This window comes from uncultured Roseibium sp., from assembly GCF_963675095.2.
Taxonomy (GTDB): domain Bacteria; phylum Pseudomonadota; class Alphaproteobacteria; order Rhizobiales; family Stappiaceae; genus Roseibium.
Genome location: NZ_CAXXSJ010000004.1, coordinates 64,848 through 80,624, shown reverse-complemented (window position 1 = coordinate 80,624; position 15,777 = coordinate 64,848). Strand labels below are relative to the sequence as shown.

Sequence of the window (15,777 nt, the reverse complement as noted above, 5' to 3'; positions counted from 1 at the left end):
CGGGCAGGATCGTGACAGGCACCGAAAATGTGGTTCTGGTAACCGGCGGCAGCCGGGGGATCGGCGCGGCCGCCTGTGTGCGGGCTGCCGAACTCGGCCACGGGATCCTGGTGAATTACGTGTCCAACAACCAGGCCGCCGAAGAGGTCGTCGCCCAGATCGAGCGCTCCGGCGGCAAGGCCCGGGCGGTGCAGGGCGACGTTCAATCGGAAGCGGACGTATTGGCAATGTTTGCCGCATGCGATGACTTCGGCCAACTGGTCGGACTGGTCAACAATGCCGGCGTGGTGGACCGTCCGCAGCGCGTCGACGAGATGCCCCTGGACCGGCTGACCCGCATGTTCTCCATCAACCTGGTAGGCTCGTTCCTGTGCGCCCGCGAGGCGGTGAAGCGCATGTCGACCCGCCATGGCGGCAAGGGCGGTGCTATCGTTAATCTCGGATCGGCCGCCTCCAAGCTGGGGGCTGCGAACCAGTATGTCGACTACGCCGCCGCCAAGGGCGCGATCGATACCATGACGGTTGGCCTGGCGCGTGAAGTCGCCACGGAAGGCGTTCGCGTCAATGCGATCCGTCCCGGCATCATCGAGACTGAAATCCATGCCTCCGGCGGCACGCCGGAGAGGGTGGCCGAAATCACACCGTCCCTGCCGATGAAGCGGCCGGGGACGGCGGACGAGGTAGCCAAAGCCATCAAGTGGCTCCTGTCCGATGAGTCCAGTTACACAACCGGCGCGATCCTGGATGTTTCCGGCGGACGCGCCATTCTTCCCTGATCCGAACGGAAAAGAACCAAGAGCAAAGGCAGAGGCAACCGAAATGTCCCAATACGATATCGTCGTCATCGGAACCGGCCCGGGGGGCTATGTCTGCGCGATCAAGGCAGCCCAGCTTGGTCTGAAGGTGGCTGTTGTCGAAAAACGCGCCACCCATGGCGGCACCTGTCTCAACATCGGCTGTATCCCGTCCAAGGCACTGCTGCATGCCTCGGAAATGTTCGAGGAAGCCGGCCACGGCTTCGACGTGCTCGGCATCAAGGTGAGCAAGCCGAAACTCGATTTGCCGGTTATGATGAAGCACAAGCAGGACGTGATCGATTCCAACGTCGGCGGCGTCGGTTTCCTGATCAAGAAGAACAAGATCGATGCCTTCCACGGCACCGGCAAGATCCTGGCCGCCGGCAAGGTCGAGGTGACCGCCGAAGACGGCAAGGTCTCCCAGATTGAAGCCAAGAACATCGTCATCGCCACCGGCTCCGACGTCATGCCGCTGCCGGGTGTCGAGATCGACGAAAAGCAGGTGGTCTCCTCCACCGGCGCGCTCGACCTGGACAAGGTTCCGGGCAAGCTGGTCGTCGTCGGCGGCGGCGTGATCGGCCTTGAGCTTGGCTCCGTGTGGAATCGCCTCGGCTCCCAGGTCACCGTGGTTGAGTTCATGGACAAGATCCTCGGACCGATGGACGGCGACGTCTCCAAGCAGTTCCAGCGCATGCTGAAAAAGCAGGGCATGGAATTCAAGCTGTCCTCGAAGGTGACCGGCGTTTCCAAGAAGGGCAAGGGCTTGGCCGTGACGGTCGAACCGGCAGCCGGCGGTGACGCGGAAACCATCGAAGCCGACATCGTGCTGGTCGCCATCGGACGCAAGCCCTACACCGAAGGCCTCGGCCTGGACGCTGCCGGTGTGGCGCTCGACGAGCGCGGCCGGGTCAAGACCGACGGTCATTACCGCACCAATGTGGACGGCATCTATGCCATCGGCGACGTGATCGTGGGCCCGATGCTGGCACACAAGGCCGAAGACGAGGGCGTTGCCTTGGCCGAGATGCTGGCCGGTCAGGCCGGGCATGTGAACTACGACGTCATCCCGGGTGTGGTCTACACCCAGCCGGAAGTGGCCTCCGTCGGCAAGACCGAAGAGGAACTGAAGGCAGCCGGCGTCAACTACAAGGCCGGCAAGTTCCCCTTCGCGGCCAATGGCCGGGCGCGCGCCATGAATCACACGGACGGCTTCGTCAAGGTTCTGGCGGATGCGGAAACGGACCGGGTGCTCGGCGCCCATATCGTCGGCTTCGGCGCAGGCGAGATGATCCACGAGGTTGCCGTCTTGATGGAATTCGGCGGCTCGTCGGAAGACCTCGGCCGCACCTGCCACGCTCATCCGACCATGTCGGAAGCCGTCAAGGAAGCGGGCCTCGCCACCTTCTTCAAGCCGATCCACACCTGATCGGAAGCTATGCGAGATTGAGAATGGCCGGGCAATCGCCCGGCCTTTTTCATGAGGTCCCGGCGGAAGAGGGGACGTGACCTGCGCCGAGCTCGACCAGGGTGATCTCAGGCGGAACGCCCAGCCTGACAGGCATGATGGAGCATCCCAGGCCGCCGGACACGATCAGCGTCCGCGTTCCGACACCCGATAAGGCCCGCTCCTCGATATGCCCGTAGGCATAGCGATTGCCATAACGGGACGGGACGATGAGGGACTTTCCGAACAGCCTGACCTGGCCGCCGTGGGTATGGCCTGAAAGGGTTAGCGTGACCCGGTCCGGAACGAACGGGAAGATGTCCGGTTCGTGGGCCAGAAGGATGACCGGTGCGGTATCCGTGATCTGATCGAGTGTGCCGCGCAGATCATGAAGGCCAACGAAATCCGGCCTGTTTGCGTTATTGTCAGGTCGTAGGGCAATCTGATCGCCAAGGCCGGCGAGCCAGAACGGGCCGTGGTCGCTTTGCAGGCGGATCGCCTTGTTGTGATAAACCGGAATCCCGGCCTCCATCAGGGCATCGCCGTTGCGTGTCAGACCGGTGCCGGTCAGTTGCGCCTGCGGATCCTACCACCAGTCGTGATTTCCCAGGATCGCATGAACGCCCAACGGCGCCTCGAGCCGGCTCAGAACGGCGGCCCAGCCGGCCCGTGGTTCCTGGCCGCTCGTCCATCGGTGGTGAATTGTGTAGTCGCCGAGCAGAAGGAAAACGTCCGGCTTCAGGGCATTGGCGCGTTCGACGATCCCCGCGAGATGATCGACCGTAAGCCAGGGCTTGCAGATATGCGGATCGGCCAGAATGGCAATGCGAAGCGGGAGGTCCTTTGGCCAGCGTAGAGGCGTGATCTGATACCGTTTGATCACGAGCCGAAACGGTTCGACGCCGATCGCATATGCTGGGACGGATGCCAGTGCGAGGGCTGCAAGGCCTAAACCTTTGAGGAAACTGCGCCTGCTGAGACGCCTTGGTGCTCTTCTGCCCCTGTCAGTCAAAGTCGCTCCAATTCCGCAACATCGGTTCCCGATTGGCGCTGACCGTCAGTGGTCTTCCCGACACTGGCCGTGATCGCCGAATGCTTTCAGCACATTGCAGTCGGCCACCTGCTGATGACCGTCGCAGCTTGCCGCGATGCGGACAAGTTCGCTTTCCAGCTTTTTCAGATGCGAAATCCGCTGCCGGACGGCGGCAAGCTGTTCGATGGCGATCCGGTTGGCATCCGCGCAAGGGCGGTCGGGATGTTCTCCTAACTCCAGAAGCTCCCGAATTGCCGCCATCGGCAGGCCGAGGTCCCGGGCATGCTTGATGAAGCCGAGCCGGTCGAGATCAGCCTCGCCGTAGCGCCGCTGGTTGCCTTCGCTGCGTATAGGCGCTGCGAGCAGGCCTTCCTTTTCATAGTATCGGATCGTCGGGATCTTGACGCCGGTCTGCCGTGACATGTCGCCGATCGAAAAATCCATATCCGCCTCTTGAAGCTCTAGTCGCTATAGGTTGTATGGGAATAAGCAGACAGGGCTTTGCCACCGGAAACAAGGAGAATCTTTTATGGGATCCTGCTGCGGACATGATCACTCGGCCACGTTCGACGGCCTGTCGGCGGACTACAAGCGCAGGCTCTGGCTCGTGATTGCGCTCAACGGCGGCATGTTTCTGGTGGAGATGGTCGCGGGTCAGGTGGCCGGCTCGAAGGCGCTTCAGGCCGACGCGCTCGATTTCTTTGGCGATGCGGTCACCTACGGCATGTCGCTGGCAGTGATCGGCGCTTCCTTGAAAGTCCGTTCGACAGCGGCCGTGATCAAGGGGCTGAGCCTGTTGCTGATGGGGCTCTGGGTCGGCGGATCGACCGCCTATCAGGTGCTGGTCTTCGGCATGCCCGAAGCGGGTGTCATGGGCGCGGTGGGCTTTCTCGCGCTGCTCGTCAACCTCTCCAGTGTGCTTCTGCTGGTCCGCTACAAGGATGGGGATGCCAATGTCCGCTCCGTCTGGCTGTGCTCGCGCAACGATGCCATCGGCAATGTGGCGGTGATGCTCGCAGCTCTCGGCGTCTGGGGAACCGCGACCGCATGGCCGGATCTGATTGTTGCCGGCCTGATGGCGACCCTGTTCCTGAACTCCGCTGTCCGGATTCTGGCGCAGGCGCTGCGGGAATTCCGCCATGGCCATCCGCACGTGCTCTAAGAAGCCCGCGCTACTTGCGTTGAAGATTATAGACCTGTTCGTTGCGTGGCAGCGACCGGTCGTAAGGGACGTCCAGGACATGGGTGTCCAGGATGTCGCCGAAACGGCGGACCCGGATCACCTTGCCGCCCAGGAAGCCGAGAAGGGCCACCTGCAAGCCGCCACCGTCGCGGAGTTCGGCGGCGGTCCAGCCCCATTTGCAGTCGCGCGGAATGCAGGAGGTAAAGGCGCGGATGCGGCTGTCGACCCGGCCGTCGTGGCAGGCCGATTCGATCACGATCCGGGTGATTTCCTTCGGCTTGGCATTCGGGTTGACCCAGATGCCGTCCTCGGGAAGCGGACAGTAGATCTGCGCTTCGGACGGGCTGGCCAGACCGATCAGAATCGGGAACAGGAACAAAAACAGGGCAGCACATCGGGTTAGCATCGGGCATCTCCGCGCGCCAAGGATGCAGGCCTGGTGTGAACGAATTGTTAAGATAATTTTGCGGCGGAGCTATAGGACGATCCAGTCCCGGGCGCGGGGCTAGAGTGAGCGCCTCAGCTTCGTCCAGACACGCCAAAGCCCGGCGCGCAGGCTTGAATAAGCCGCGCGGTCCGGGATTTACGCAGGTGTCGAAAACGAATTAACGCTTGCGGCCGCCGGCAATGATGCCTTCGCGCTGGGCGAGCTTGCGCGCAGCCTTGCGGGCGCGGCGGACAGCTTCAGCCTTTTCACGGGCGCGTTTTTCGGACGGCTTTTCGAAGGCCCGACGGGTCTTCATTTCACGGAATACGCCTTCGCGCTGCAGCTTCTTCTTCAGGACGCGGAGGGCTTGATCGACATTGTTATCGCGGACGAGGACTTGCAAGTTGTCTCCTGACTTTCTGGTTGGTGGAATGCCCCTGATGACGGGCACTGCGCTGGTTTGCGGAGGGAGGACCCTCCCATGAAGGCGCGGACACTACCACTTTCTCGGCAGAATGCACCCCCTAAGTCCCGGAAAATCACTGCCTGGAGGGCGTTTTTTTGAATTTTGGCTGCTTCAGCTGCGCGGATGAGCCCGGTCATAGGCTTCCAGCAAGCGGGCGCTGTCGATTTCCGTATAGATCTGGGTGCTCGAAAGGCTGGCGTGGCCCAGGAGTTCCTGGATCGTGCGCAGGTCGCCGCCGCCGGCCAGAAGGTGAGTCGCAAAGGAATGGCGTAGCGCATGTGGTGTCGCGCTTTTCGGCAGGCCGAGCGCGCCGCGCAGCTTCTCCATGGCGAGCTGCACCAGCCGGGGATTGAGCGGCCCGCCCCGCGCGCCGACGAACAGCGGTCCGTCCTTCGAAATCCCGTAAGGGCAGAGTTCCAGATAGGCGTCGATCGCCTCCGAAACGACGGGCAGGATCGGCACCAACCGTTCCTTGCCGCCCTTGCCCTTGATCCTGAGCGTTTTTGTTCCCGACCGCGGCGCCGTGCCGCCGGTAAGCGATAAAGCTTCCGACAGGCGCAACCCGCAACCGTAGAGAAGCGTCAGCACCGCGGCGTTGCGCGCCTCGATCCAGGGGTCGCTTTCCATGGCAAGATCGCCGCCGGTGATGTCCCTGGCATCGCGCGCCGAAACCGGCTTCGGCAGGGAGCGGGGCTGTTTCGGCGGGCGAACCGCACCGGCGGCCGCAGCGTTAACCTCGCCGCGCCGCTCCAGAAACCGCAGGAAGGACCGGATGCCCGCAAGCCCGCGCGCCAGCGACCGGCTTTGTGTTCCGCCCTGGCGCCTGCGGGCCAGAAAGGCACGGAAGTCGGCGGGTTTCAGCGATTTGATATCTTTCAGCGAAGGCGCGCCGCCCAGGTGATCGGTGAGGAACCGCAGAAACTGGCGAAGGTCGCGCTCGTAGGCGACCAGCGTCTTGTCCGAAAGCCGTCGCTCGTCGGCAAGATGGTCTAACCACATTCCGATCCTCTGATTGAGGTCCGGCCGGGCGGTAACGAGCAGGGCGTCGGTATCTGCTGGGTTCGGAGACATGGGCCAACTGTAAGACCATGACCCCAAGCGTTCAGTTAACGGGGTGCGACTGTCTGGCGAAATCCATCCCCTCCGTCGTCACCCCGGACGAACGCAGTGAGATCCGGGGCCTACTCGTTTGCAGAGCCGATGTTCTCTTGCGCGAAGCTGCGGCAAGTGGATCTGCGAGTAGGCCCCGGCTCAAGTGTTTAAACCGGGGACATGGCTGACAGGTGTTCGGGGACATGGTTGACACATTTGGCATGACTTACGTCGAAGGAGGCGGGCATGCCGTGGCAGGAGATGTCGATCATGGAACAGCGAGAAGAGTTCGTCCGGCTCGCGAGGCTTGAAGGCGTGAACCGGCGTGAGCTTTGCCGCCGGTTCGGGATCAGCCCTCAGACCGGCTACAAGTGGCTGCGCCGGTTTGAAGCGGGAGATGTGCTTGAGGACCGCAGCCGCCGGCCGCGATCGAGTCCGCAGCAGCTTTGCCCCGCGTTGGAAGAAGCAATCCTTTCGGTGCGCACGGCCCATCCGGCTTGGGGTGCGCGCAAGATCGCGGCGGTGCTTTCACGCACCGACGACAACACTCCAGCGGTATCGACCATCCATGCGGTCTTGCGTCGCCATGATTGTATCCGGCCCCGGGACAGGAGCGGGACAGACTGGCAGCGTTTTGAAGAAGAGGAGGCCAACCGTATGTGGCAGATGGACTTCAAGGGTCGGGTCCGTCTGGGCAATGCACAGGAGTGCCATCCGCTAACGGTTGTCGACGACCATTCCCGCTTCGCGGTGTGCCTGGCGGCTTGTCCGGATCAGCGCACACATACCGTCCAGACCCATCTGGAGCGCAGCTTTAGCCTCTATGGCCTGCCGGATGCATTTCTGGTCGACAATGGCGCCCCCTGGGGTTCCAGTTATCGGGACAGTCATTGGACACCGTTACGGGTCTGGCTGGCCAGGTTGGGCGTGAATGTGATCTACGCCCGGCCATTCCATCCGCAAACCAAGGGCAAGAATGAACGCTTCAACCGAACCTTGAACGAAGAGGTGCTGGCCTTGCGCTGCTACCGTAGCCAGGAGCAGCTCCAGCAGGCCTTCGACCGCTGGCGGCTGGTTTACAACCATCATCGCCCGCATGAAGCCCTGTCTGACAAGGTTCCCGCGAGCCGCTACCGTCCGTCGCTGCGCAGTTGGTCAAAGACCTTGCCGGAGATGATCTATGAAAACAGCACCATCACCCGCAAGGTTCCCAGAACCAAGGCCCAAATCAGCTACAAAGGACGCCTCTGGTCTGTGCCGAAAGCATTCAGGGGACACAGCCTGGCTATTCGCCCAACTTCTCACCCGGGAAAATACGGCATCTATTTCGGCGCCAACAAGGTCGCACAAATCGACCTCAACGCGATATAAATGTGTCAACCATGTCCCCGAACACCTGTCAGCCATGTCCCCGGTCTGTACATCAAGGCCGGGGTGACAGTTGTGCGGAGGGCATGGTCATGCCCAAATCGAAGTTTGCAATAAAAAAAGCCCGGCCGAAGCCGGGCTCTTCAAACCTGATATTCGACGGTCGGCTTCAGAGAATGCTCTGGCCGGTCTTGGCCCAGTCGGCGAGGAAAGCTTCCAGGCCCTTGTCGGTCAGCGGATGCTTGACCAGCCCCTTCAGGGTTGCCGGCGGGACCGTTGCCACGTCGGCACCGATGATGGCGCAATCCCGGACGTGGTTGGCGGTACGGATCGAGGCGGCCAGGATCTCCGTGTCGAAGTCGTAATTGTCGTAGATGACCCGGATTTCGCGAATCAGCTCCAGCCCGTCGAGATTGATATCGTCGAGGCGGCCGATGAACGGCGAGATGTAGGTCGCGCCGGCCTTGGCGGCCAGCAGCGCCTGGTTGGCGGAAAAACAGAGTGTGACGTTGGTCTTGTGGCCGTCGCCGGTCAGCGTCTTGCAGGCCTTCAGACCTTCAAGGGTCAGCGGCAGCTTGATCACCACGTTGTCGGCGATCTTCACAAGTTCCTTGGCTTCCTTGATCATCGTGTCGTAGTCGGTGGCAGCAACCTCCGCCGACACGTCGCCATCGGTGATGGAGCAGATCTCGGCGATCACTTCCTTGAACTGCCGTCCGCTCTTGGCAATCAGCGACGGATTGGTGGTGACACCGTCGAGCAGACCGGTTGCGGCAAGCTCCTTGATTTCAGCGGTATCAGCCGTATCGACGAAAAATTTCATGGGGTTCTGCTCCCGTTGGGCGTGCCGCTGAGGCGGCGAAAGAGGGCGGACCGGGCAAATGGCCCGTTGAATGTTTCTCTGCTCGCGGTTTCTTTACCGTAGGATGCGGTTAAGAAGAACCCCGCGATTCGAGATTGGGTGCGATTTTTGCGGTACGTACCTCAAAAATCGCAAAACGTGCCTTAGGAAGCAGGACGAAGTAGACCGGTGCTGTTTGATGACGACCCGTTGCAGCGTGAGACCATCGCCAGTGTGATGGTGCCGGTCGCTGTGCCCGGTCCCTATACCTATAAGGTGCCGCCGGGCGTCAACGTCCTGCCGGGAACCATCGTCCGCGTTCCGCTCGGTCCCCGGGAAGTGCTCGGCGCCGTCTGGGACAACCAGCCGGACCCGGCGATCAATCCGAAGAAGCTGAAGAGCATCTCCCATGTCTATGAGAACGCCAGACCGCTGGACGCGGACCTGCGCCGCTTCATCGACTGGGTCGCCAACTGGACCCTGGCCGCCCCGGGCATGGTCCTGCGCATGGTGCTGCGCTCCGAAGAAGCCCTGGAGGAAGAGCCGCCCGTTGCCGGTGTGCGCAAGATCGAAGGTGCGGCACCGGAAAGAATGACGCCCGCGCGCAGCCGGGTTCTGGAAACCATGGAAGACGGCTTTGCCTGGACCAAGAGTGGTCTGGCCCATGCCGCGGGGGTGTCTCCGTCCGTGATCGACGGCTTGCTGCACCAGGAGGTTCTGGAGGTCGTCTCCCTTCCGGCCGCCCCGCCGCCGCCAGAGCCGCAGGTGGATTTCTGCAAGCCCAAACTGACGCCCGCCCAAAAGCAAGCCGCCGACGGCCTGGTCGAGAGTTTCGACAAGGGGGCGGCCGTTTCCCTGATCGACGGGGTGACAGGCTCCGGCAAGACGGAAGTCTATTTCGAGGCCGTAGCCGAAGCGCTCAGGCGCGGCAAGCAGGTTCTGGTGCTGCTGCCGGAAATCGCACTGACCGAGCAGTTCCTGCGCCGGTTCGAGCAGCGGTTCGGCGTCTATCCGGCCGAATGGCACTCCGAAGTCACACCGAAAAACCGGGCACGTACCTGGCGCGGCGTTGCTTCCGGCGACGTCCGGGTCGTTATTGGTGCCCGCTCGGCATTGTTCCTGCCGTTCGCCGAACTCGGCCTGATCATCGTCGACGAAGAGCACGATTCCGCCTTCAAGCAGGACGACCGGGTGCCCTATTCGGCCCGTGACATGGCGGTCGTGCGTGGCCACATCTCCCGCTTTCCGGTGGTACTCGCCTCGGCGACGCCGTCGATCGAAAGCCGGGTCAATGCCGACATGGGCCGCTACCGGCGCTTCGTCCTACCCGAACGTGCCTCGGGTGCGGCCCTGCCGGACCTGAAGGCGATCGATATGCGCCACAACGGACCGGAACGGGGCCGCTGGATCGCGCCGGAGTTGTTGGCGGCCATGAAAGAGGCGCTTGCCGACGACGCCCAGACGCTTTTGTTCCTGAACCGGCGGGGTTATGCCCCCCTGACACTTTGTCGCACCTGCGGCCACCGGTTCCAGTGTCCCCATTGCAGCGCATGGCTGGTCGAACACCGGTTTCAGGGGCGTCTGGTCTGCCATCACTGCGGCCACAACGAGAAGGTGCCCGAAAGTTGTCCCTCCTGTGGTTCCGTCGATTCGCTGATTGCATGTGGACCGGGTGTGGAAAGGGTTGCCGAGGAGGTCGCGGACCGTTTCCCGCAGGCGCGCACCCTTATACTTTCGTCCGATCTGCCCGGCGGGCCGGAGCGCTTGCGCCGGGAAATGAAAATCGTCGAGGAGGGCGGCGCCGATATCGTGATCGGCACCCAGCTCGTCGCCAAGGGGCACAATTTTCCGAAAATGCGTCTGGTCGGTGTGATCGATGCCGATCTCGGTCTGGCTCACGGCGACCCGCGGGCGGCGGAAAAAACCTTTCAGCTTCTGGCCCAGGTCACAGGCCGTGCGGGGCGTGTCACCGGTGGCGGTAAGGGTTTTCTGCAGACCTATTCGCCTGACCATCCGGTCATCAAGGCGCTGCTGTCTTCTGACCGGGATGCTTTTTACGCAGCGGAAATCGGGGCAAGGCAGGCGGCGGGACTGCCGCCCTTCGGCCGACTGGCGGCCATTGTTATCTCCGGACCGGACAAACGCTTTGCCGAAGATTTTGCCCGCGCCTTCGTCCGGGCCGCTCCAAGGGAGCCCGCGGTCACCCTTCTGGGGCCGGCGGAAGCGGCCCTTGCCATGGTGCGTGGACGCTATCGCTACCGGCTCTTGGCGATCGCGCCCAGGCAGATGGATCTGCAGGCCTACCTGCGCGCCTGGCTGGAACAGGCGCCCCGTCCGGTGAAGGGATTACGGGTCCAGGTGGACATCGATCCGCAGCACTTTTTATGAGCTGGAACGAAAAAAGAGCCAGAAATCGCCAAACACCGCCATTAGGCGAAGTTGCACAGTGCGAAACCCTGTGCTAAGTGAGGCGCGGCTTTGGGGGAACGGTTTAACCGTCATACCTTCTGACCCTGAAATCATTCATTATTTCAACGCCTTGCGAGCGGAGGACTGCTTAGTGGGGCTTGAAAGACGTCAGAGAGCTCGGACCTGGTGACTGACAACGTATCTCTCGTATCCGGCGTGGCTAAGCGATATGCGTCCGCCCTCCTCGATCTAGCCGAGGAAACAGGCGCGACCGCCGACGTGGAACGGGATCTTGGCAAATTTGAGGGCTACCTCAATGAAAGCGAAGATCTCATCCGTCTCGTAAAGAGCCCGTCGTTCAGTGCTGAGGAGCAGATTTCTGCTCTGGGTGCACTCATGGACAAGGCTGGTATTTCCGGTCTTGCTGCTAATTTCGTGAAGCTGGCCGCCCAAAACCGGCGCCTCTTCGTCCTTCCTGACATGATCAAGGCGTTCCGCGCCCTGCTTGCCGAAAAGCGGGGAGAGGAAACGGCAGAGGTAATCTCCGCCGCACCGCTCTCGGACGATCATGTCAAAGCCCTGACGGAAGCTCTGGCTTCTTCTCTGGGCAAGTCCGTAAACATCGCAGCGAAAGTTGATCCTGCTCTGATCGGTGGCCTTGTGGTCAAGGTCGGGTCCCGCATGATCGACACGTCTCTGCGTACCAAGCTCAATTCAATCAAGTTCGCGATGAAAGAGGTCGGCTGATGGATATTCGGGCCGCGGAAATCTCCGCTATCCTCAAGGACCAGATCAAGAGTTTCGGCCAGGAAGCCGAAGTCTCTGAAGTCGGTCAGGTGCTGTCCGTCGGTGACGGTATTGCTCGTGTGTACGGTCTGGACAAGGTCCAGGCCGGTGAAATGGTCGAATTCCCGGGCGGTATCCGGGGTATGGCGCTGAACCTCGAAACCGACAACGTCGGCGTCGTGATCTTCGGTTCCGACCGTGACATCAAGGAAGGCGACACGGTCAAGCGGACCGGCGCTATCGTGGAAGTTCCGGTCGGCAAGGCCTTGCTCGGCCGCGTTGTCGATCCGCTCGGCAACCCGCTGGACGGCAAGGGCCCGATCGAAGCCACCGAAAAGCGCCGCGTGGACGTGAAGGCGCCGGGCATCCTGCCGCGTAAGTCGGTGCATGAGCCGATGTCCACGGGCCTCAAGGCCATCGACGCCCTGATCCCGGTCGGCCGCGGTCAGCGCGAGCTGGTGATCGGCGACCGCCAGACCGGCAAGACCGCGATCATCCTCGACACCTTCCTGAACCAGAAGCCGCTGCACGCAAGCGACGACGAAGACGTCAAGCTGTACTGCATCTACGTGGCCGTCGGTCAGAAGCGCTCCACGGTCGCACAGTTCGTGAAGACCCTGGAAGACGCAGGCGCACTGGAATACTCCATCGTCGTTGCCGCGACCGCTTCGGACGCCGCTCCGCTGCAGTACCTGGCACCGTTTGCCGGCTGCGCGATGGGTGAATTCTTCCGCGACAACTCCATGCACGCCGTGATCGGTTACGACGATCTGACCAAGCAGGCCGTTGCCTACCGTCAGATGTCCCTGCTGCTCCGCCGTCCGCCGGGACGTGAAGCTTTCCCGGGCGACGTCTTCTACCTGCACTCCCGTCTGCTGGAACGTGCAGCCAAGCTGAATGAAGAGAACGGCCGTGGCTCACTGACCGCTCTGCCGGTCATCGAAACCCAGGGCAACGATGTGTCCGCGTTTATTCCGACCAACGTGATCTCGATCACCGACGGTCAGATCTTCCTGGAAACGGACCTGTTCTACCAGGGTATCCGTCCGGCCGTGAACGTCGGTCTGTCGGTGTCCCGCGTGGGCTCGTCCGCTCAGATCAAGGCGATGAAGCAGGTTGCCGGTCCGATTAAGGGTGAACTCGCCCAGTATCGTGAAATGGCCGCCTTCGCCCAGTTCGGTTCGGACCTCGACGCCACCACCCAGCGCCTGCTGAACCGTGGTGCCCGTCTGACCGAGCTCCTGAAGCAGCCGCAGTTCTCGCCGCTGAAGACCCAGGAACAGGTCGCGGTTATCTACGCCGGCGTGAACGGCTACCTGGATCCGCTTCCGGTTAACAAGGTCCGCGAATTCGAAGAGGCCTTCCTGCTGCACCTGCGCGGCGAACATGCCGATCTTCTGGACGCGATCTGGGAGAAAAAGGCACTCGATGACGAACTGACGGGCAAGCTCAAGGCCGTGCTCGACAGCTTCGCCAAGAACTTCGCCTGAGAACGCAGTCGGGATAAGGAGCAGGGGCGGCCATGCCGAGCCTGAAGGACTTACGAAACCGCATCGCTTCCGTGAAGGCGACGCAGAAAATCACCAAGGCCATGCAAATGGTGGCCGCGGCGAAGCTGCGTCGTGCTCAGGAAGCTGCGGAAGCCGCCCGGCCCTATGCGGAACGCATGGAGCAGGTGCTGGCCAATCTCGCGGCGGCTTTCGAAGGCCGTGACGACGCACCGAAGCTGATGGCAGGCACCGGCAACGATCAGGTTCATCTCCTGGTCATTGCCACTGCCGAACGCGGCCTGTGCGGTGGTTTCAACACCAACATCGCCAAGCTGGGACGTCAAAAGGCACGCAGCCTGATTGCCCAGGGCAAGACGGTGAAAATCATCTGCGTGGGCAAGAAGGGCTACGACGCGATCAAGCGGGACCTCGGTTCCCATGTGATCAAGACCGTGGATCTGCGCAACGTGAAAAATGTTGGGTTCTCTGACGCACACGAAATCGGCACGGAAATCCTGTCGATGTATGCCGCCGGCGAGTTCGATGTCTGCACGCTGTTCTATTCGACGTTCAAGTCGGTGATCGCTCAGGAGCCGACGGCCCAGCAGCTCATTCCGGCCCATTTCGAGGCAGCGGAAGGTGGGTCCGATCAGGGCGGCGCCGCAGCGGTCTACGAATATGAGCCGGACGAAACGGAGATCCTCGAGGATCTCCTGCCGCGCAACATCTCCGTTCAGATTTTCCGGGCGCTCCTGGAAAATGCTGCAAGTGAACAGGGCGCGCGTATGTCCGCAATGGACAACGCAACCCGCAACGCAGGCGAAATGATCGACAAACTGACGATCAGCTACAACCGCCAGCGCCAGGCGCAGATCACGACGGAACTGATTGAAATTATCTCGGGCGCTGAAGCGCTCTAACGGGATCGAGACGAGGATTAGGGATATGGCTGACAAACAGGTCGGACGGATCACCCAGGTCATCGGCGCCGTTGTCGACGTCAAGTTCGATGACCACCTGCCGTTGATCCTGAACGCTCTTGAAGTTGACAACCAGGGCGTTCGCCTGGTGCTGGAAGTTGCCCAGCACCTCGGCGAGAACACGGTTCGTACCATCGCGATGGACTCCACCGAGGGTCTGGTTCGCGGTCAGGAAGTGGTTGACACCGGCAGCGCGATCGAAGTGCCGGTCGGCGATGGTACGCTGGGCCGCATCATGAACGTGATCGGCGAACCGGTGGACGAAGCCGGCGCCATTCCGCATGACGCCAAGCGCGCCATTCACCAGGAAGCTCCGGAGTTCATCGAACAGTCCACCGAAGCTGAGATCCTGGTTACCGGCATCAAGGTCGTGGACCTTCTGGCTCCTTACGCAAAGGGCGGCAAGATCGGCCTGTTCGGCGGCGCCGGCGTGGGCAAGACGGTTCTGATCATGGAGCTCATCAACAACGTCGCCAAGGCGCACGGCGGTTACTCCGTGTTCGCTGGCGTTGGCGAGCGGACCCGTGAAGGCAACGACCTTTACTGGGAAATGATCGAATCCGGCGTGAACAAGGAAGGCGGCGGCGAAGGCTCCAAGGCAGCCCTCGTTTACGGCCAGATGAACGAGCCCCCCGGAGCCCGTGCCCGTGTTGCTCTGACCGGTCTGACCGTTGCAGAACACTTCCGCGACCAGGGTCAGGACGTGCTGTTCTTCGTGGACAACATCTTCCGCTTTACCCAGGCCGGTTCCGAAGTGTCCGCTCTTCTCGGTCGTATTCCTTCGGCCGTGGGTTACCAGCCGACGCTGGCGACCGACATGGGCGCCATGCAGGAACGCATCACCACCACCACCAAGGGCTCGATCACGTCCGTTCAGGCCGTGTACGTTCCGGCCGATGACTTGACCGACCCGGCGCCGGCATCGACCTTCGCCCACCTTGACGCAACGACGGTTCTGAACCGCTCGATTGCGGAAAAGGGCATTTACCCGGCCGTGGATCCGCTGGACTCCACCTCGCGTATGCTCGACGCCCGCATCATCGGCGAAGAACACTACGAGACGGCCCGTGCGGTTCAGGTGACCCTGCAGCGTTACAAGGCGCTTCAGGACATCATCGCCATCCTGGGCATGGACGAACTGTCCGAAGAGGACAAGCTCACCGTTGCCCGTGCTCGTAAGGTCGAGCGCTTCCTGTCCCAGCCGTTCTTCGTGGCCGAGGTCTTCACCGGTTCTCCGGGCAAGCTCGTTGCTCTCGAAGACACGATCAAGGGCTTCAAGGGTCTCGTCAACGGCGAATACGACCACCTTCCGGAAGCGGCCTTCTACATGGTCGGCTCCATCGACGAAGCCGTCGAGAAGGCTCAGAAACTGGCTGCGGAAGCTGCCTGATAAGACAGAGATCGGGCGCGTCCAGACCGGAAGCGCCCGTTCCGGAATTCGGATCGGCGGTTTCGCCGCCG

General features: G+C 61.9%; 13 protein-coding genes and 2 pseudogenes. 9 read left to right on the top strand and 6 right to left on the bottom strand.

The window, feature by feature from the left end; genetic code table 11:
- The first annotated feature begins 11 nt into the window (after positions 1-11).
- Together ABIN98_RS02055 and lpdA are read left to right on the top strand one after the other, a co-directional pair.
- On the top strand, positions 12-776 hold the full coding sequence (locus tag ABIN98_RS02055) for an SDR family oxidoreductase (RefSeq protein WP_346906950.1): 765 nt from the start codon (positions 12-14) through the stop codon (positions 774-776).
- A gap of 43 nt (positions 777-819) precedes the next feature.
- Positions 820-2,223, top strand: coding sequence for a dihydrolipoyl dehydrogenase (gene lpdA / locus ABIN98_RS02050; protein ID WP_346906948.1), 1,404 nt, complete (start codon positions 820-822; stop codon positions 2,221-2,223).
- A gap of 49 nt (positions 2,224-2,272) precedes the next feature.
- Here the strand turns inward: lpdA and ABIN98_RS02045 are convergent.
- Both ABIN98_RS02045 and ABIN98_RS02040 read right to left on the bottom strand, forming a co-directional pair.
- Positions 2,273-3,253: pseudogene (locus ABIN98_RS02045) on the bottom strand (metallophosphoesterase).
- A gap of 45 nt (positions 3,254-3,298) precedes the next feature.
- Positions 3,299-3,718, bottom strand: a complete 420-nt coding sequence (locus ABIN98_RS02040; protein ID WP_346906946.1) for a helix-turn-helix domain-containing protein — start codon at positions 3,716-3,718, stop codon at positions 3,299-3,301.
- Positions 3,719-3,803: 85 nt separating this feature from the next.
- Between ABIN98_RS02040 and ABIN98_RS02035 the strand changes: the two genes are divergently transcribed.
- A complete protein-coding gene (locus ABIN98_RS02035) occupies positions 3,804-4,436 on the top strand; it encodes a cation transporter (protein WP_346906944.1) in 633 nt (210 codons plus the stop codon).
- Between the two features lie 10 nt (positions 4,437-4,446).
- On the opposite strand, the gene ABIN98_RS02030 is transcribed toward ABIN98_RS02035, so the two are convergent.
- From ABIN98_RS02030 to ABIN98_RS02020, 3 genes are all read right to left on the bottom strand, one after another.
- On the bottom strand, positions 4,447-4,863 hold the full coding sequence (locus tag ABIN98_RS02030) for a serine/threonine protein kinase (protein ID WP_346906942.1): 417 nt from the start codon (positions 4,861-4,863) through the stop codon (positions 4,447-4,449).
- Positions 4,864-5,062: 199 nt separating this feature from the next.
- Positions 5,063-5,287, bottom strand: a complete 225-nt coding sequence (gene rpsU, locus ABIN98_RS02025; protein ID WP_190292472.1) for a 30S ribosomal protein S21 — start codon at positions 5,285-5,287, stop codon at positions 5,063-5,065.
- Between the two features lie 174 nt (positions 5,288-5,461).
- Positions 5,462-6,349, bottom strand: coding sequence for a tyrosine recombinase XerC (locus ABIN98_RS02020; protein ID WP_346906940.1), 888 nt, complete (start codon positions 6,347-6,349; stop codon positions 5,462-5,464).
- A 339-nt stretch (positions 6,350-6,688) separates the two neighbouring features.
- Here ABIN98_RS02020 and ABIN98_RS02015 point away from each other — a divergent pair.
- Positions 6,689-7,880, top strand: a pseudogene (locus ABIN98_RS02015) (IS481 family transposase).
- A 99-nt stretch (positions 7,881-7,979) separates the two neighbouring features.
- Here the strand turns inward: ABIN98_RS02015 and fsa are convergent.
- Positions 7,980-8,633 carry a fructose-6-phosphate aldolase gene (fsa, locus tag ABIN98_RS02010; RefSeq protein WP_346906938.1) on the bottom strand — a complete coding sequence of 218 codons (654 nt, stop codon included), beginning with the start codon at positions 8,631-8,633 and terminating at the stop codon, positions 7,980-7,982.
- Between the two features lie 210 nt (positions 8,634-8,843).
- On the opposite strand from fsa, the gene ABIN98_RS02005 reads away from it, so the two are divergent.
- The 5 genes from ABIN98_RS02005 (at position 8,844) to atpD (ending at position 15,706) form a co-directional block, all read left to right on the top strand.
- Positions 8,844-11,039, top strand: a complete 2,196-nt coding sequence (locus ABIN98_RS02005; RefSeq protein WP_394701410.1) for a primosomal protein N' — start codon at positions 8,844-8,846, stop codon at positions 11,037-11,039.
- Positions 11,040-11,246: 207 nt separating this feature from the next.
- Positions 11,247-11,807 (top strand): F0F1 ATP synthase subunit delta, encoded by a 561-nt coding sequence (locus ABIN98_RS02000; RefSeq protein WP_346906935.1) that lies wholly within the window; start codon positions 11,247-11,249, stop codon positions 11,805-11,807.
- On the top strand, positions 11,807-13,336 hold the full coding sequence (gene atpA, locus ABIN98_RS01995) for a F0F1 ATP synthase subunit alpha (protein ID WP_346906933.1): 1,530 nt from the start codon (positions 11,807-11,809) through the stop codon (positions 13,334-13,336). Before ABIN98_RS02000 ends, atpA begins: the two co-directional genes overlap by 1 nt.
- Before the next feature lie 32 nt (positions 13,337-13,368).
- A complete protein-coding gene (locus ABIN98_RS01990) occupies positions 13,369-14,256 on the top strand; it encodes a F0F1 ATP synthase subunit gamma (protein WP_346906931.1) in 888 nt (295 codons plus the stop codon).
- A gap of 25 nt (positions 14,257-14,281) precedes the next feature.
- A complete protein-coding gene (atpD, locus tag ABIN98_RS01985; protein WP_394701401.1) occupies positions 14,282-15,706 on the top strand; it encodes a F0F1 ATP synthase subunit beta in 1,425 nt (474 codons plus the stop codon).
- Positions 15,707-15,777: the final 71 nt, after the last annotated feature.